This is a genomic window from Vannielia sp. (assembly GCF_029212645.1).
Classification (GTDB): domain Bacteria; phylum Pseudomonadota; class Alphaproteobacteria; order Rhodobacterales; family Rhodobacteraceae; genus Vannielia.
Map to the genome: position 1 here is coordinate 1 of NZ_JARGND010000034.1, position 15,435 is coordinate 15,435.

General features: G+C 60.1%; 19 protein-coding genes, 1 tRNA gene and 1 pseudogene. 15 read left to right on the top strand and 6 right to left on the bottom strand.

The window, feature by feature from the left end; genetic code table 11:
• The 3 genes and pseudogenes from P1U55_RS11335 to P1U55_RS11345 form a co-directional block, all read left to right on the top strand.
• Positions 1–143: pseudogene (locus P1U55_RS11335) on the top strand (rhodanese-like domain-containing protein); the annotation flags it as partial.
• 328 nt (positions 144–471) lie between these two features.
• Positions 472–984, top strand: coding sequence for a hypothetical protein (locus tag P1U55_RS11340; protein ID WP_301047690.1), 513 nt, complete (start codon positions 472–474; stop codon positions 982–984).
• A gap of 16 nt (positions 985–1,000) precedes the next feature.
• Positions 1,001–1,291: a hypothetical protein gene (locus tag P1U55_RS11345; protein ID WP_301047691.1), complete on the top strand. Its 291-nt coding sequence runs from the start codon at positions 1,001–1,003 to the stop codon at positions 1,289–1,291.
• A gap of 7 nt (positions 1,292–1,298) precedes the next feature.
• Here P1U55_RS11345 and uvrB read toward each other — a convergent pair whose 3' ends face one another.
• Positions 1,299–3,494, bottom strand: a complete 2,196-nt coding sequence (gene uvrB / locus P1U55_RS11350; RefSeq protein WP_301047692.1) for an excinuclease ABC subunit UvrB — start codon at positions 3,492–3,494, stop codon at positions 1,299–1,301.
• Between the two features lie 318 nt (positions 3,495–3,812).
• Between uvrB and P1U55_RS11355 the strand changes: the two genes are divergently transcribed.
• The 3 genes from P1U55_RS11355 to P1U55_RS11365 all read left to right on the top strand — a co-directional run bounded on the left by P1U55_RS11355 (position 3,813) and on the right by P1U55_RS11365 (position 5,350).
• On the top strand, positions 3,813–4,124 hold the full coding sequence (locus tag P1U55_RS11355; RefSeq protein ID WP_301047693.1) for an ETC complex I subunit: 312 nt from the start codon (positions 3,813–3,815) through the stop codon (positions 4,122–4,124).
• Between the two features lie 60 nt (positions 4,125–4,184).
• The gene (locus P1U55_RS11360; RefSeq protein WP_301047694.1) at positions 4,185–5,225 is read left to right on the top strand and encodes a glycosyltransferase family 2 protein; all 1,041 of its coding nucleotides are present in this window, start codon (positions 4,185–4,187) and stop codon (positions 5,223–5,225) included.
• A gap of 48 nt (positions 5,226–5,273) precedes the next feature.
• A tRNA-Arg gene (locus P1U55_RS11365) sits at positions 5,274–5,350 on the top strand.
• A 192-nt stretch (positions 5,351–5,542) separates the two neighbouring features.
• Here P1U55_RS11365 and P1U55_RS11370 read toward each other — a convergent pair.
• A complete protein-coding gene (locus P1U55_RS11370) occupies positions 5,543–5,839 on the bottom strand; it encodes an AzlD domain-containing protein (RefSeq protein ID WP_301047695.1) in 297 nt (98 codons plus the stop codon).
• A complete protein-coding gene (locus P1U55_RS11375; RefSeq protein WP_301047696.1) occupies positions 5,836–6,534 on the bottom strand; it encodes an AzlC family ABC transporter permease in 699 nt (232 codons plus the stop codon). Before P1U55_RS11375 ends, P1U55_RS11370 begins: the two co-directional genes overlap by 4 nt.
• Before the next feature lie 84 nt (positions 6,535–6,618).
• Between P1U55_RS11375 and P1U55_RS11380 the strand changes: the two genes are divergently transcribed.
• The gene (locus tag P1U55_RS11380) at positions 6,619–7,074 is read left to right on the top strand and encodes an Lrp/AsnC family transcriptional regulator (RefSeq protein ID WP_301047697.1); all 456 of its coding nucleotides are present in this window, start codon (positions 6,619–6,621) and stop codon (positions 7,072–7,074) included.
• 463 nt (positions 7,075–7,537) lie between these two features.
• Here P1U55_RS11380 and P1U55_RS11385 read toward each other — a convergent pair whose 3' ends face one another.
• Together P1U55_RS11385 and P1U55_RS11390 are read right to left on the bottom strand one after the other, a co-directional pair.
• Positions 7,538–8,251, bottom strand: coding sequence for a gamma-glutamyl-gamma-aminobutyrate hydrolase family protein (locus tag P1U55_RS11385; RefSeq protein WP_301047698.1), 714 nt, complete (start codon positions 8,249–8,251; stop codon positions 7,538–7,540).
• A complete protein-coding gene (locus P1U55_RS11390; RefSeq protein WP_301047699.1) occupies positions 8,248–9,234 on the bottom strand; it encodes an amidoligase family protein in 987 nt (328 codons plus the stop codon). Before P1U55_RS11390 ends, P1U55_RS11385 begins: the two co-directional genes overlap by 4 nt.
• Before the next feature lie 264 nt (positions 9,235–9,498).
• Between P1U55_RS11390 and P1U55_RS11395 the strand changes: the two genes are divergently transcribed.
• Positions 9,499–10,383: a LysR family transcriptional regulator gene (locus tag P1U55_RS11395; protein WP_301047700.1), complete on the top strand. Its 885-nt coding sequence runs from the start codon at positions 9,499–9,501 to the stop codon at positions 10,381–10,383.
• Between the two features lie 156 nt (positions 10,384–10,539).
• Here P1U55_RS11395 and P1U55_RS11400 read toward each other — a convergent pair whose 3' ends face one another.
• The gene (locus P1U55_RS11400; RefSeq protein WP_301047725.1) at positions 10,540–10,932 is read right to left on the bottom strand and encodes a metalloregulator ArsR/SmtB family transcription factor; all 393 of its coding nucleotides are present in this window, start codon (positions 10,930–10,932) and stop codon (positions 10,540–10,542) included.
• Between the two features lie 204 nt (positions 10,933–11,136).
• On the opposite strand from P1U55_RS11400, the gene P1U55_RS11405 reads away from it, so the two are divergent.
• From P1U55_RS11405 to P1U55_RS11435, 7 genes are all read left to right on the top strand, one after another.
• The gene (locus P1U55_RS11405; RefSeq protein WP_301047701.1) at positions 11,137–11,493 is read left to right on the top strand and encodes an AtpZ/AtpI family protein; all 357 of its coding nucleotides are present in this window, start codon (positions 11,137–11,139) and stop codon (positions 11,491–11,493) included.
• Positions 11,483–12,262: a F0F1 ATP synthase subunit A gene (locus P1U55_RS11410; RefSeq protein ID WP_301047702.1), complete on the top strand. Its 780-nt coding sequence runs from the start codon at positions 11,483–11,485 to the stop codon at positions 12,260–12,262. The genes P1U55_RS11405 and P1U55_RS11410 overlap by 11 nt, the downstream gene beginning before the upstream one ends.
• Before the next feature lie 55 nt (positions 12,263–12,317).
• Positions 12,318–12,554: a F0F1 ATP synthase subunit C gene (locus tag P1U55_RS11415; RefSeq protein ID WP_301047703.1), complete on the top strand. Its 237-nt coding sequence runs from the start codon at positions 12,318–12,320 to the stop codon at positions 12,552–12,554.
• 155 nt (positions 12,555–12,709) lie between these two features.
• Entirely contained in the window at positions 12,710–13,249 is a 540-nt protein-coding gene (locus tag P1U55_RS11420; protein WP_301047727.1) for a F0F1 ATP synthase subunit B', read from the top strand.
• A complete protein-coding gene (locus tag P1U55_RS11425) occupies positions 13,249–13,815 on the top strand; it encodes a F0F1 ATP synthase subunit B (protein ID WP_301047704.1) in 567 nt (188 codons plus the stop codon). The genes P1U55_RS11420 and P1U55_RS11425 overlap by 1 nt, the downstream gene beginning before the upstream one ends.
• 168 nt (positions 13,816–13,983) lie before the next feature.
• A complete protein-coding gene (locus P1U55_RS11430; RefSeq protein ID WP_301047705.1) occupies positions 13,984–14,655 on the top strand; it encodes a hemolysin III family protein in 672 nt (223 codons plus the stop codon).
• Between the two features lie 108 nt (positions 14,656–14,763).
• Entirely contained in the window at positions 14,764–15,435 is a 672-nt protein-coding gene (locus P1U55_RS11435) for a DUF2459 domain-containing protein (RefSeq protein WP_301047706.1), read from the top strand.

Here is a 15,435-nt window from a genome sequence, read left to right on the forward strand (position 1 = left end):
GCAACGGCCCCTGGTGCGGCCAATCCCCCACCGCCGCCCGCCGCATGATCGAAGCCGGCTACCCGGCAGACAAGATCTACTACTACCGAGGTGGCATGCAGATGTGGCAGATGCTGGGGTTGACGGTGGTGGCTGGGGAATAGTGGGCGGTAGGGCGAATTATTTGGGATCATCATCAAGCGCAGCAGCTATCCCTAAGCGCCCAATTCCTTGGCCAATTACGAAAAAGAAGCCCGGTACGGCCCAACACACGGCTGTTCCCGCCACTACAAGATTATTTCTAAGGGCGAAGGCTAGAAGAAGTACGGCAACCGAAGGAGGGGCGGGGGTGCGATGAGTGCTCAATGGGTCATTTGTTTTGTGTGCCGGCTCAAGAGAACTTGTGCAGCACAAAAGTAGTGTGAAATACCATATTATGTGGTACAGTGAAAGCACACACCGACTTAGAGTGTAGGTTTGAGGCCCGAAGTCATGATAGAGAACCAGTCTTTCCAAAGCCTTCTCCAATTGGCTGTAGCTTTGAATGTTGGATTTGCAGCGCTCGCGACGTTCTACGGAAACTCAATGACACGTGAGAAGTCTAAGGTTGAGGCCCTATTTGAGAGCGCAAAGGTTGTGAGAGACCTCGCTATGGAGCAGGATAAATATGATGCGAGGGACCGCGCTGGTTTCAAGGCCGTTGCTGATCTCCGTAACGAGGTCACAAAGCGGGAACTCGGTTTGGATATGCTGATTTTCGATTGGACTAGATGGGCAGCAGTATTCTGCGCAGTAGGCTCGTTCCTTTTGTTGGTTTGGGCTTCAATGTATGCGACGGACGCCGTATCGGCGACAGTTTGGCTGGGGAGTATTTTGGTGAACGCACCGTTCATTCTATTCGTCGCCTATGCCGCAATACGTTCGGTCATCGCAGTTCAGCCAATTCGTAAGAAACGGGCAGAGCTTGACACGGCGATGTCAAAAAAGCTTAGTACGGTGGCATAATACTAACGGAGTGCCTATGCCAGTTCTCGTCGATTACCCGCCGCCACCCGATATCGATTTCGGATTGTGTCAAAACCCAAGAGAAGCAGAAAAAGAGCTCAATCAGCTTCTTGATGCCTGCGCAGAATGTGCTGCAGTTGAGACAACTGTCCGCGCTGCTATTGCGGGATGTAGATGGGTTCGCATTCTCCATGCCGGCCCTGCGAGCGAGGTTTTTCAATCCCCTTCTGAGCTAAAACTAAGTTTGAGTATTAGATCCAAGGGCGATCTTATTTCAGTGAAAATCGGAAGCCAAAAGAAGGGCTAAAATAGCCCTACCTCTTCCGCCTCTTAACATTCCCCCCACGCTGCCCCGGCCTCCCGGCGGTGCTGCGCCCTTCGGCCTTCTTCCCGTCTTCCACCGCCTTCTCCACGGCATATTGCCGTGCCAGCGGGTCGGCTGAGACAACCAGATCAACCGCTTCCAGCCGTTTGACCTCGTCGCGCAGGCGGGCGGCTTCTTCGAATTCCAGGTTCTCGGCGGCCTTGCGCATCTGGTCGCGCAGCCCGTCGAGGTGGGCTTGCAGGTTTGGCCCCGTAGCGGGGTCAACCTTGGCCGTCACCCGGTTCATGTCCACGTCGCCCTTGTAAAGCCCGGCCAGCACGTCTTCGACGTTCTTTTTCACGGTTTCCGGGGTGATGCCGTGTTCCTCGTTATAGGCGATCTGCTTTTCGCGGCGCCGGTCGGTTTCGCGCATGGCGCGTTCCATGCTCCCGGTGATCCGGTCGGCATACATGATCACCCGGCCTTCGGCATTGCGCGCGGCGCGCCCCACCGTTTGGATCAGCGAGGTTTCGGAGCGCAGGAAGCCCTCTTTATCCGCGTCGAGAATCGCCACAAGGCCGCATTCAGGGATATCCAGCCCCTCGCGCAGCAGGTTGATTCCGATCAGCACGTCAAACGCCCCAAGCCGCAAATCCCGCAGGATTTCAATGCGTTCCAGCGTGTCGATATCGCTGTGCATGTAGCGCACCTTGATGCCCTGCTCGTGCAGATATTCCGTCAGGTCTTCGGCCATCCGCTTGGTGAGGGTCGTCACCAGCGTGCGGAAGCCTTTGGCCGAAACCCGGCGGATTTCGTCCATCACGTCATCCACCTGCGTGTCCACCGGGCGGATTTCGATCATCGGGTCAAGCAGGCCGGTGGGGCGGATCACCTGTTCGGTAAACACCCCGCCAGATTGCTCCAGCTCCCAGGCCGCCGGGGTGGCTGAAACAAACACCGATTGCGGCCGCATCGCATCCCACTCCTCAAACTTGAGCGGGCGGTTGTCCATGCAGGAGGGCAGGCGAAAGCCGTGTTCCGCGAGGGTGAACTTGCGCCGGTAGTCACCTTTGTACATGCCGCCGATCTGCGGCACGCTCACATGGCTTTCATCTGCGAAAACAATGGCATGGTCGGGGATGAACTCAAAAAGGGTAGGGGGCGGCTCCCCCGGCATCCGCCCCGTCAGGTAGCGTGAATAGTTTTCGATACCGTTGCACACGCCGGTCGCTTCGAGCATCTCAAGGTCAAAGTTGGTGCGCTGCTCCAGCCGCTGCGCCTCCAGCAGCTTGCCTTCGTTCACCAGTTGATCCAGCCGCATCCGCAGCTCTTCCTTGATCTTGATGATGGCCTGCTGCATCGTTGGCTTGGGCGTCACGTAGTGCGAGTTGGCGTAGATGCGCACCTGATCCATCGCGCGGATTTTCTCGCCCGTCAGCGGATCAAACTCCACCAGCGCCTCCAACTCCTCACCAAAGAACGACAGCCGCCACGCGCGGTCTTCCAGGTGGGCGGGCCAGACCTCCAGCGCATCGCCGCGCACCCGGAAGGTGCCGCGCTGAAACGCCTGATCGTTGCGCTTGTATTGCTGGGCGATCAGATCGGCGATCACCTTGCGCTGGTCATAGTCTTTGCCAACATTCAGGTCTTGCGTCATCGCGCCATATGTCTCGACCGAGCCAATGCCATAGATGCACGAAACCGAGGCCACGATGATCACATCATCCCGCTCCAGCAGGGCGCGGGTGGCAGAGTGGCGCATCCGGTCGATCTGCTCGTTGATCTGGCTCTCCTTCTCGATGAAGGTATCGGAGCGCGGCACATAGGCTTCGGGCTGGTAGTAATCATAAAAGCTGACGAAATATTCTACCGCATTGTCGGGGAAGAAGCCCTTGAACTCACCGTAAAGCTGCGCGGCGAGGGTCTTGTTGGGTGCAAGGATGATCGCCGGGCGCTGGGTTTCCTCGATCACCTTCGCCATGGTGAAGGTCTTGCCGGTGCCGGTGGCGCCCAGCAGCACCTGGTTGCGCTCGCCCTCGCGTATCCCCTGGCTCAGGTCTACAATCGCGGTTGGCTGGTCGCCCGCTGCGGTAAATTCGGTCTGCATGACAAAGGTCTTGCCCCCCTCCAGCTTTTCCCGCGTTTTCACATCGGGGGCCGGGGAGTTCAGCATCGGCATGGAGCCGTCATTATGGGCGTAGGGCATGGGCGTTAGGCTCCTGTTACAGCACATAGGTTGCGGCAGCGCGCCCCATGTTCAACCCCTATTGCTGACAACACGCTGTCAGCAGCCTTTCAGAACCGCCCGCCATGCCGTTTTTCCTCCCATTTTGCCGGCACCTCGCCGCTGCGCGCTGTGCGCCCAGGAGGATGAAAATCTGGTAAATAGACACGGTCATTCAATAGCCTCACCAAAGCGAAACTGCCTTGGATTACAAGCAATCTTGCGCCGTGCAGGGTCTTTCGAGCCTTGAATCCAAACGCCGGATCAGGATAAGTGGCTGCAAGCAAAGAGGTACACGTCATGAAGGCCCGTATTTATCAGCCCGCCAGAACCGCAATGCAGTCTGGCAGCGCCAAAACCCACCACTGGGTGCTTGATTATGCGCCCGCCGAGGCACGCGAAGTTGATCCCTTGATGGGGTGGACAAGCTCTGGCGATACCCAAACCCAGGTGCGCCTGCGCTTCCCCAGCAAGGAGGCTGCGCTTGACTACGCCAAGGAGCATGGGATCGAAGCCATCGTGCAAGAGCCCCACAGGCGCAAACCCAACATTCGCAAAGGTGGCTACGGCGAGAACTTCGCCACCAATCGCCGCGGTCCCTGGACCCACTAGCGCCCGCGCAGCAAGCCGGAGGAGTTTCCCAAGCCCATGCGCATCACAGCCATAACCCCAATGAAAAACGAAGGGCCATTCATGCTGGAATGGCTCGTTTATCATCGCCTGATCGGGTTCAACGACTTCATCGTTTTCACCAACGATTGCACCGATGGCACCGAGATGATGGCCGAGCGGCTTGATGAAATGGGCCTGATCCGGCACCTGCCCAACCCCTCCATCTTCAACCGTGGCAAAGGCGGGCATCACTGGGCGGCCATGCGTTATGTCAACGCCATGCAGCGCCCGCGCCGCTCTGACTGGCACGCGAATTTCGACATTGATGAATTCTGGTGCATCCATGTCGGTGACGGCACGCTTGAGGCCCTGTTCAACGCCATGCCCGAAGCCGAGGTGATCTCTGCCTGCCAGTTTGATTTCGGCACCAACGGGATTGACCGTTTTGATCCCGACAAGCTGCAAATGGAGCAGTTCACCCAATCCATCTACCGCACCAACCGCGAGCTTGGCGTGGATCGCAGGCGGGGGCTGAAAAGCCTCGTGCACCGCGACACACCCATCAAGGCGGTCGGCAACCACATCCCGGTCATCGAGCCGGAAACCGAGGTGCGCCACTACAACGGCAATGGCGTCCGCGTGCCCAACGATCTGTTGCAAACCGGTGAAAAGAGCTTCACCCAAAGCACCATGGGGCTCGATATGGTGCAGCTCAACCACTACGCGCTGCGAGCGGCTGACAACTTCTTCGTGAAGGTGGATCGCGGCAATGCCAACCACCATGTCGAGCGCCAGGAAATGGTGCGCCACTGGGCCCGGTATTTCGATAAATACGAGCACAACGATGTGAAAGACACGGCAATACAGCGCCACATCCCGGCGGTCAAAGAGGGCATCACGGAGCTGTTGAAAGACCCAGAGCTCGGGGCGCTCTACAAGGCATCGGTGGCCTGGCACCTTGACGCGGCAGACGGCCTGCGCGAGCAGCGCAACTACGTCCACCTGATGAAGCGGATGAACGATATCCGCGAAAAGCGCACCACTGAAGCCGCAAAAGCCGCTGAGGCGCAGCACGGCATCAACACCGCCACCACCGAATAACACCACCGCGTTGACCACTGACAGAGTGCAAGCTAGGAGTTGGCCACCGGTCCCGTAGCTCAACTGGATAGAGCACCTGACTTCTAATCAGGATGTTGGGGGTTCGAGTCCTCCCGGGATCGCCAATTCTTCGTGCAATTGTCAGATACCACCGACTTTTACGGCCTCAACTGACCCGAAACGGATAAAGCCTCAAAGCCGCCGTTCGTGCAGGCCGCGGCGAACGGCTCAAAAGAGCCCACTTTACCGATTGCTGCGATTTGCAGGAAGGGCAGCTCTTGCGAGTTTGCCTTAGGCCATTGCCCTAGCTGTATCCGTCATTGCCAGATTGCTGAGAGACCAGCAAAGGCCGCCACACCAATAACCATCGTGGCAATAACGTGATTGGTCAGAACTGCCGCTCCGAGTGCCGCAGCGGCAGCAGCCCATGTCTGCAAGGGCTGACCCGTAAGCGATGCTGCAACCAGAGTAACAACGATCAAACCCGGTAAATCGTCTAACATCCACGCATGGCGAGAGGCACGGATACGTCCGCCTGCAATCAAACCGAGAACGCGAATGGAGAACGCCCCTAAGGCTAAAATGCCGATGACGCTCCAGTGTGCGCCGCTCATGTGACCACTCCGCTAGCGCGTCGCAAGATGAAAGACATCACGAGACCAGAGACTGTCCCAGCGACGATTGCATAGGCCTTCGGCAAACCCAGTGACACCACCGCGATGGTTGCGGCGGCGGCGACCACCCATGGGAACATCTGTGGCCTTCCGCGCCAAAGCCCTCGCGCCATCGCAATGAATGCCGCTGTGAATGCGAAACCTAGTCCAAAGCGTTCAAGGTCGGGCAGCACCGCCCCAACCACCGCTCCGGCTGTGGTCGAAGCTGTCCAAACAGTGATCATCACGATGCCTGACCCCATCAGGAAAGCCGCTCCGACGTCTGGCGATTTTGCGCGTTCAGTCATCGTCAATGCCCAGTTTTCGTCACCTGTGATGTGGATCGCCAAGAGCTTGGTCTTTAACGACAAACCAGCCAATACGTCCGACAGGGAGGCAACAATCCCAATATAGCGTAGATTCAGCGCTGCCCCTGCCAAGGCAGCACCCACCACCGTTTGCGTGGAGGCGAACTGTTCCACGGCGACGATCTGAGACGACCCTGCATGGACGGTGGCGCTCATCAGTCCAACGCCCCACCATGGGAAGCCAACTTGGGCGGCAAGAAGACCGAACGCAAAGCCATATATGGCAGCGCCGAGGGCGAGTGGGAGGATTGCGATAGCACCATGTTTCATGCGGACAAAAATAGACAAATTACCTGATACGATATATGCTTAGATAAGGTGATACATGATATAATGACATCAAAGTATGGTAGATATTGGGAACTGTAGATCATGGATGCAACAGATCGAAAGCTACTCAATCTTTTTCAAAAGAATGCCAAAACCTCTGTTCAATCACTTGCAGATGCCACGGGTATTTCGACAGCTTCAGTCCAAAGACGGATGCGGAAGCTGCGGGAAGTGGGTGCAATCAAGCGCGAAGTAGCAATTCTTGATCCAAAATCCTTGGGCTTGGGCATTACGGCCATTGTATCGGTAGAACTGGAACGTGATCGGCTCGATCAGATTGATGCGTTTAAGCGTAAGGCACGAGAAGATCCGCAAGTAACGCATTTCTACTGCATCGCAGGCGATGCAGATTTCATCCTCGTCGCTATGGCAAATGATATCTCAGACTACGAAGCCTTCACACATCGGTTTTTCTTTGCCGATAAGAATGTTCGAAAATTTCGGACTTCCATCGTGATTTCAACGGAGAAAGCAACTTCGGAGTTGCCAATCTCATAGCAGACATTCCAGCCGTCATCATGAACGGCGGCAATGTCCCGCATTGCGACCCTTGGCTTAGAGCGTTGTGAAGGTCCGGTCTGGGTCAGAAACACTTGGCGTTTGGGCCAATATCGCATGTCACGGCCCCTTGATGGTTTTCAGGAAGCCCGCTCCATTCATTGCCCGGCAGACGCCCCGCCGGAGGCTACCGGGACGGGCCGCCATTGCAGGAAAATCCCTCAACCGCCCGGCTCCCCAGAGTTTCCGCTGCGAACGGGCTCCGGCGTCCACACCTACCGCTCGACGGCGGCACCCAGGCCACCCTAAATCTCCCTCATGCGAGCATCTGCCGGTCAGCAGAGCGAAAGCGATCGAGGCTGCCCCAAACTACCCGGCTGAATTCAAAGAATGACTCCCTTCACACGTTTTGCGCCACAATGCCGATAGGCCGGAATCTGTCGGCGGGCCAGAAAGGCCCCTTTCATCCCTTCGCCGTTTCCCGATCCACCGCCGCGATCTGGCCTCGCTCGTCCCGGTAGGCTCTTGCGGCCACCACCAGCGCCTTGAACAGCGCCCTTTGGCGGCGGGCGTAGATCAGGTGTTCGGGGTGCCATTGCACGCCCAGCATGAAGGGGTCTTTGCGCCGCTCCACCGCCTGCGCCATGCCGCCGTCATCCCGTGCGGCCACCTCCAGCCCGTCGCCAAGCGCGTCTACCGCCTGGCTGTGCAGCGCGTTCACCTTCATCTCCGCGTCGCCCGCGATATCCTCCAGCCGGGTGTCGCCTTCCACATGCACCGTTTTGCGCGGCAGCACCGTTTTGTAACGGGTCGAGCCGTGGGTGGCATAGGCGTCCTGATCAAGCGTGCCGCCAAGCGCCACGTTGATCATCTGGCTGCCCCGGCAGATGCCCAGCACCGGCAGGCCACGGTCCTCGGCGGCCTCAACCAGGCGGCGCTCCAGCGTATCGCGCTTCGGGTCAAGCCGGGCCGTTGCCACCAACTCGCCGCCATAAAGATCGGGTGAAATATCATCACCGCCGCCAATCAGCAGCCCCTCCACCTCGTCAAGGCGCACGTCTTCTTCGCGCACCCATTTGCGCGCGCGGCCCCCGGCCCACCAGATGCTCAACGCCATCAGCGGAAACACCCGCCACCCCGTGCGGCGCGAAACCGTTACCCCGATGCGCACCTTCATGCGCCGGCCTCCAGCACACCCGCCTGCTCAACCATCTCCCCCGCCTCCCTGGCCCAATCCCCCTTGGTCGCGGTCAACTGGTCGCGATGCGCGGCAAACCCCTTGGCCAGCCGCTCCAACAAGGCGGCATCTTCGGCCACGCGCTCCACCATCACCCAGCGGTTCCACTCATAGGCAAGGCTCCAACCGTCCTCGTCGATCCGGCAATCGGGCAGGCGGTAATGCCAGGTGGGGCGGGCCGAAACGAGGCCATCGTCCCCCAGCGCCGCCTTCACCCGGTCATGGTCGATCTCGGCGAAAAGCGGCAGCGCATCCAGCCCGTGATTGCGCGAGGGGGCCTCCTGCAAATACGCATCCATCAGCGCATCAAGGCTGGCAAAATCCTCCCCAGCCAGGCGATCTGCCAGCTTGCGCGGCCATGGGTCTACAAACGGCTGCATCCGGCGCGACGGGTCGATCGGGTCCATCTTGCGCAACAGGTCTTCCAGCACGGCAAACGCTCGCAGCACCGGCAAAATGCCCTCCAGCGTCAGCGCCTTTACCTGCGGGTTCAAATGCACGCCGTAGCCCAGCAAAATCCCGTCGCGCGTGCCCTCGGCCCCCGCTTCGCGCAGCGCCTCGTTCATGCGGTCCAGCAAGGTGATATCTTCGGGCGCAATCGGCGGCGTCACAATCTCGACCGGCACCAAAGGCTCGGCCAGATCCACCCCAAGGCGCACCAGCTTGCGCCCCGATTTGCGGTATCGCGTATCAAGATAGACCTTCACATCGCCGATCCGGCTGCCCTCAACCACATGGTCATGCTTGTCGGTCTGGCGCGCCTCTCCGCCCAATTGCGCGGCCACCACCTCGGCCACCCGCGCAGGCTTCAGCCCGCCCAACTCAATCTCGATCCCAACGTCGCGCCGGTCTCCCGCTTCGGTCGTGGGCGCGGGGAGGGGCCAGAGCGACCTGACGGGAATAGCGCGTGCAATATGCTTCATGACGTATGAACGCGCTAAACCCCGAACAGGTTTCACTTTTTCTCGCACCAAGTCACATTCCTGCAAGCCCGCGCGGTTTTTCTTGCGACGGAAGCTTTCTTCAAGTCCCATTATTGAAGCTCAGCGAGAAGGCGTGTAACTAGACTGAACGGTTCAGGGCAAATTCATGAGAATCCCTGCTATACTCTTGTAAATACGCACAGAACACGAATAGGTAGCGGTGATATGTTGGATCGTGAACAGAAGACTCATCGAAGTAACAGGATGAACGGCCTCGACGGCTGGGATGAGGTGCGCACCGCTTATCACGTGGCTCTCGTTGGCACCGTTTCCGGCGCCGCCGAGGCGCTGGGCGTCCACCATGCCACCGTCATCCGACATATTGATGCGCTCGAGGCGCGGCTTGGCTCAAAGCTCTTTCAACGCCACGCGCGCGGCTATACCGCCACCGAAGCGGGCAATGATCTGCTCCAGGTCGCCAAGGCCACCGACGATCAGTTCACCCAGTTAGCCGGTCGCATCAAGGGCCGCGGTGAAGAGGTGACCGGCGAGTTGATCGTCACCTCGCTGCCCTCGCTCTCCGCCTCGCTCACCGCCTCCCTTGCACGTTATGGCCACGCCAACCCCGAGGTGGTGCTGCGTTTCCTGACCGATGAGCGGGTGTTCCGGCTGGAATACGGCGAAGCGCATCTGGCCATCCGCGCCGGAAAGCGCCCCGACGAGCCTGACAACGTCGTGCAAAAGTTCTTCGAGATGGAGCATGCGCTTTTTGCCCATGAGGATTACATCGCCAGGATGGGGGCGCTTGATTTTGATAATCTGGGCGCCCATCGTTTCGTGGTCGACGATAATCGTGACAGCCGTGCGCCCTATAACGCGTGGCTGCGCCAAAATGTGCCCGACAGCGCCATCGCCTACCGCGCCTCTGCGCAGCTCTCGGTGATCGATGCCATCCGCGCCGGTGCGGGCATTGGCTTTTTGCCAAAGCGCCCCGGCAGCCGGATGCCCGGCCTTGTGCAACTCAGCGATGCCCGGCCGGAATGGGCTGCCTCGGTCTGGCTTGTCACCCATGTTGATCTGCACCGCACCGCCAAGGTCCAGTCGATCCTGAAGCACCTCAAGGAAGATTACGACCCCGGCGCCTTTTGACGCCCCGCGCCAAGGAGGAGGAGGCGGCAAACAAAACCTTGCCCCACTGTGCGCCCCATTCCTTTCAAACGCGGGTTTGAAAACGCATGTGCATGGGATGTGCATCCCTTCTGTATCGGTTGTGCATCCCGTCTTTTCACGGTTAACGCCCCACCGTTACCCCTCCGCACGCGCCTCGCCGTCGTCCGGGGCGCTGGCCGGCGGTTCCAGCTCGTCGTCGCTCAGCTCCTCCGCCAGAAACCGCTCGAAATCGTCAAGGTTCACCGGCTCGAACTGGCCAAACCCCTGCATCCAGACAGAGGCCGCTTTCAGCGCATCCGGCTCCAGCTTGCACCACTTCACCCGCCCGCGCTTTTCCTGGCTGATAAGCTGCGCACTGGCCAGGATGGTCAGGTGTTTTGACACCGCCGCAAGGCTCATCTCAAACGGCTCCGCCACATCGGTGACGGCCATGTCGTCCTCCAGCAACATCGTCAGGATCGCCCGTCGCGTCGGGTCTGCGAGGGCGGCAAAGACAGTGTCGAGCGGTGGGGCAGGGCGGTAGCTCATCCCGGCGGGGTAGGGCGCATTTTGGCAATCGTCAACCATCTGGTTGAATATAAGAGAGGGTCCATTTGGGGCGCTAACAGCATTCGTGCGAAATGCAGCAATGCACGAGACCTTCACGTTTTCAATGGCTTAGCCATGCGAAACCCTAATTGACTCTGCGCCTCCCCACGCCTAGCTTCCGCCCAACTGTCATGGGGGCATTGCGTGACCGGCTCGGACCAGACTTCAGAGCACGGCCAGAAGCTCAGCGAGCTCGATCAAAAGCTTGCCAAGCATAAGGCCAGATACGCGCCGCCCCCTCCGAAGGAAGATCATTATTCCAATGCCTCGCAGGGCTGGCGAATGGTGATCGAGCTGGTCTCGGGGCTCGGGATTGGCTTTGCGGTAGGATACGGGCTTGATGTTCTTCTGGGGACGCTGCCCATCTTCCTGGTGCTGTTTGTATTGCTGGGGTTTGCTGCGGGCGTGCGGGTGATGCTGCGCACCGCGAACGAATTCCAGGAGGACGCCCTCAGGGGCGCTGAGAACGAGAAGAAGAAGAGGGACGAACATGGCGACTGAAGCCAACGGCGCACATCCGGAAGCACTGGTGTTCCACCCGATGGACCAGTTCAACGTGACCCCGCTGTTCAGCGATGGTCCGGTGGCGTGGTACACCCCCACCAACGTGACCCTGTGGATGGCGATCACGGTGATCTGCGTGATCCTGCTGCTCGTGGTCGGCACCCGCCGCCGCGCGGTTATTCCTTCGCGTTCTCAATCAGTTGCCGAGATGGCCTATGGCCTCGTCCACAAGATGGTCGAGGACGTGGCGGGCAAGGACGGCCTCAAGTATTTCCCTTATATCATGACCCTGTTCATGTTCATCGTGCTGGCCAACATCCTTGGCCTGCTGCCGCTCGCGTTTACCACCACATCGCACCTCGCGGTCACTGTGGTGCTGGCGCTGCTGGTTTTTGTGAGCGTCACGGTCATCGGCTTCGTCAAGCACGGTGCGGGCTTCCTTGGCCTGTTCTGGGTGAGCGCCGCGCCACTGCCGCTGCGCCCCATTCTGGCAGTTATCGAGGTCATTTCCTACTTCGTGCGCCCGGTCAGCCACTCCATTCGTCTGATGGGCAACATGATGGCCGGTCACGCCGTGATCAAAGTGTTCGCGGCCTTCGCCCCGCTGGTCCTGTTTTCGGCGGTGGGCATCGCGGTGACACCGCTGTCGATCCTCGCGATCACGGCGATCTACGCGCTCGAACTGCTCGTGGCCTTTATCCAGGCCTACGTTTTCACCATCCTGACCTGCGTGTACCTGAAGGACGCGCTGCACCCGGCCCACTAAGCCGGCGGTTCGGAACCAAAATACCAAGCCAATTCCAACGTAAGGAGAATTCGACATGGAAGGCGATATCGTTCAAATGGGTGCCTACATCGGCGCAGGTCTGGCCTCTGTAGGCATGGGCGGCGCTGCCGTTGGTGTGGGCAACGTGGTGGGGAACTTCCTCTCCGGCGCCCTGCGCAACCCCTCTGCTGCGGCGGCCCAGACGGCCACCATGTTCATCGGTATCGCGTTTGCCGAAGCCCTGGGGATCTTCTCGTTCCTCGTCGCGCTTCTGCTGATGTTCGCCGTCTAAGGCAGATTTCCCGTCCTTACGGCCGGAGGGGGAGCCCCGCGCTCGCCCTCCGGTGTCACACTTAAGGTTTCTGGAGATAGCCGATGGCAACCGAAGAACATACCGCCGAAGGGGCTGAGCACGCGGTTGATGCTGCTGCAACCCATGGCGACGCCATGGCCTCTCACGGGGCCGATGCGGCTGGCCACGCGGCCGACGCACCGGGCATGCCGCAGCTCGACTTTTCGAGCTGGCCCAACCAGATTTTCTGGCTGATCGTTACCCTCATCGCGATTTACTTCGTGCTGAGCCGTATTGCCCTGCCCCGCATCGCTGCGGTTCTGGCAGAGCGGGCGGGCACGATCACCAATGATGTCGCTGCTGCCGAAGAGCTGAAGCTCAAGGCCGTCGAGGCTGAAAAGGCCTACGAGAAAGCCCTTGCCGATGCACGGGCCGAGGCGCAGGCGATTGCCGCCGAGGCCCGCGCCGAGGTGCAAAAGGACGTTGATGCCGCCATCGCCAAGGCCGATGCCGAAATCGCCGCCCGCACCGCCGAGGCCGAGGTCAAGATCAGCGAAATCCGCGATAGCGCAATGGTCAGCGTCGAAACCGTGGCCAAGGATACCGCCGGTGACATCGTTGCCGCGCTGGGTGGCGAGGCTGATGCCAAGGCGGTCAACGCCGCCGTCGAAGCCCGCCTGAAAGGAGTGTCGTGATGCGCAATCTCGCTCTCATCACCACCAGTGCCACCACCCTGCTTGCCAGCCCCGCGCTGGCTGCCGGGGGCCTCTCGCCCTCGCTGTGGAACACCAACTTCGTGGTGCTCATCTCCTTCCTGCTGTTCGTCGGCGTGCTGATCTACTTCAAGGTGCCCGCGCTGCTGACAGGCCAGCTTGACAAGCGCTCTGATGCCATCCGCGCCGAGCTTGATGAGGCCCGCGCCCTGCGTGAAGAAGCCCAGACCGTTCTGGCCACGTTTGAGCGCAAGCAAGCCGAGGTGAAGGATCAGGCAGAGCGCATAATCGCCCATGCCAAGGACCAGGCAAAGGTCGCTGCCGAGGTTGCCAAGGAAGATCTCGCCCAGTCGATCAAGCGCCGCCTTGCCGGTGCCGACGATCAGATCGCCTCTGCCGAGGCCGCCGCCGTGCGCTCGATCAAGGACAAGGCCGTGCAAGTGGCCGTGGCCGCTGCGGGCGACGTTGTGGCCAAACAGATGAGCGCTGCCGAGGCAGACAAGCTGATCGAGGCGTCGATCTATGAAGCCGGCGAAAAGCTGCACTGATCCTGCGCTGAGCTGCCCCCAGAATTGAAAGGGCCGTGCCTGCCGGGCGCGGCCCTTTTCCTGTGCAAAATGCCCTGGATGCGGGCAGGGCAGGCGGGGCCTTTCACAATTTCTTAGGCTTGGCGTGCTACCCCTTGTAACAGGCGGCAGAAGGGATACCCTATGCTCATGACCAATAGCGATACCACAACCCTGCCGCACGCATGCCGCCCCTATTCACGGGCCGAACTGGCATCGGATGCAGCCGTTCACCTGGCAGCGCTGGCGCTGGCCCTCGGGGCGGTGCCCGTGCTCATCACCCTCACGGCAATCTGGCACAAATCGGCGCCCGGCATCGTTGGCGTGTCTGTCTACGGCGGCACGCTCATCCTGATGCTCACCGCCTCTTACCTCTATAACCACCTGCCACGCCCGGAATGGCGCGACATGCTGTTGCGTTTTGACCAATCGGCGATCTACCTCAAGATCGCAGGCACCTACACGCCCTTCGCCTTGCTTGCAGGGGCAGGATGGGGCCTGCTTGTGGTAATCTGGGCGGTGGCGATCGTGGCGACCATCGCTAACTTCATCGTGCGCCGCCGCCCCACGCTGGTGGGCGTGGCGATATGCCTTGCGATGGGCTGGGCGGTGCTGTTGGGCGGCGGTGATCTGCTCGCCGTCATGCCCACCCCGGTGATCGTGTTGATGGCCGTCGGCGGCGCGCTCTATTCGCTCGGCACGATCTTTTTGATCTTCGGCAACATGCGCTTTCACAACACCATCTGGCACGGCTTCGTTGTTGTCGCGTCCACCGTGTTCTTCGTTGCCGTCTTTATTCAGGCCGCGCAATCCGCGCCTTGAGGCCTCCCGCAACGCCGTAATCTGCCCGCTCGATTGGCCCGCCATTGGCAATTGTTGCCCGCCTTTCCCCGTGGCACTCTGCCGCCACCAACTGAGGAAACGGGCAACATGCGCAATAGGAAATGGGCCGCACTCCGGCATCTGCTGTTTTGGCCGCTTTCTTGCGTGGCCTTGTACCTCGTCGCCGCCGTTTTCGGTGCGGTGATCCCCGGTAAGGCCGCCTCGCTCACCCCCACCAATGGCCCCCCGGTTGAGGTGGGTCTCATCGCCGGGCCGATCCACTATGATTTCATCCTGCCCGCCACCCCCGAAACCCGCCGCGCCCTTGGCTTTGCCAGCCATGGCGGGGTGCCGGTAAAGGCCCCTTGGGTGGAGCATTTTCTGGTCGGCTGGGGCTCTGCCGGGTTTTACACCACCGCAGGCACGTATTTTGATGTCACCCTCCCCACCGTCTGGACCGCCGCCACCGGTGATGGCGCGGTCTTGCGTATCGAAACCGTGGGCGCCATCCGCGAGAGTTTCTCTTACCCCAAGCGCACCCTCACCGCCGCAGAATACACCGCACTCCTCGCCTTCATCACAAAGGCAAAAAACGGCCCTCCGATCATCGGCGCAGGCTTCACCAACACCGATGCCTTCTTCCCCGCCGAGGGCCGCTTCCACCTCCTGCGCACCTGCAACACATGGATCACCGATGCCCTTCGCGCCGCAGGCCAGCGCGCGGGCGTGTGGACGCCGCTGCCCTTCTCCGTCACCCTGTCGCTCTGGTGGTTTGCCTGA

Excerpts from the sequence above, each read along its gene's own strand:
- P1U55_RS11340 (WP_301047690.1), top strand. The coding sequence starts at position 472 with ATGATAGAGAACCAGTCTTTCCAAAGCCTTCTCCAATTGGCTGTAGCT.
- P1U55_RS11345 (WP_301047691.1), top strand. The coding sequence starts at position 1,001 with ATGCCAGTTCTCGTCGATTACCCGCCGCCACCCGATATCGATTTCGGA.
- uvrB (WP_301047692.1), bottom strand. The coding sequence starts at position 3,494 with ATGCCCTACGCCCATAATGACGGCTCCATGCCGATGCTGAACTCCCCG.
- P1U55_RS11355 (WP_301047693.1), top strand. The coding sequence starts at position 3,813 with ATGAAGGCCCGTATTTATCAGCCCGCCAGAACCGCAATGCAGTCTGGC.
- P1U55_RS11360 (WP_301047694.1), top strand. The coding sequence starts at position 4,185 with ATGAAAAACGAAGGGCCATTCATGCTGGAATGGCTCGTTTATCATCGC.
- P1U55_RS11370 (WP_301047695.1), bottom strand. The coding sequence starts at position 5,839 with ATGAGCGGCGCACACTGGAGCGTCATCGGCATTTTAGCCTTAGGGGCG.
- P1U55_RS11380 (WP_301047697.1), top strand. The coding sequence starts at position 6,619 with ATGGATGCAACAGATCGAAAGCTACTCAATCTTTTTCAAAAGAATGCC.
- P1U55_RS11385 (WP_301047698.1), bottom strand. The coding sequence starts at position 8,251 with ATGAAGGTGCGCATCGGGGTAACGGTTTCGCGCCGCACGGGGTGGCGG.
- P1U55_RS11390 (WP_301047699.1), bottom strand. The coding sequence starts at position 9,234 with ATGAAGCATATTGCACGCGCTATTCCCGTCAGGTCGCTCTGGCCCCTC.
- P1U55_RS11395 (WP_301047700.1), top strand. The coding sequence starts at position 9,499 with ATGAACGGCCTCGACGGCTGGGATGAGGTGCGCACCGCTTATCACGTG.
- P1U55_RS11400 (WP_301047725.1), bottom strand. The coding sequence starts at position 10,932 with ATGAGCTACCGCCCTGCCCCACCGCTCGACACTGTCTTTGCCGCCCTC.
- P1U55_RS11410 (WP_301047702.1), top strand. The coding sequence starts at position 11,483 with ATGGCGACTGAAGCCAACGGCGCACATCCGGAAGCACTGGTGTTCCAC.
- P1U55_RS11415 (WP_301047703.1), top strand. The coding sequence starts at position 12,318 with ATGGAAGGCGATATCGTTCAAATGGGTGCCTACATCGGCGCAGGTCTG.
- P1U55_RS11420 (WP_301047727.1), top strand. The coding sequence starts at position 12,710 with ATGGCCTCTCACGGGGCCGATGCGGCTGGCCACGCGGCCGACGCACCG.
- P1U55_RS11425 (WP_301047704.1), top strand. The coding sequence starts at position 13,249 with ATGCGCAATCTCGCTCTCATCACCACCAGTGCCACCACCCTGCTTGCC.
- P1U55_RS11430 (WP_301047705.1), top strand. The coding sequence starts at position 13,984 with ATGACCAATAGCGATACCACAACCCTGCCGCACGCATGCCGCCCCTAT.
- P1U55_RS11435 (WP_301047706.1), top strand. The coding sequence starts at position 14,764 with ATGCGCAATAGGAAATGGGCCGCACTCCGGCATCTGCTGTTTTGGCCG.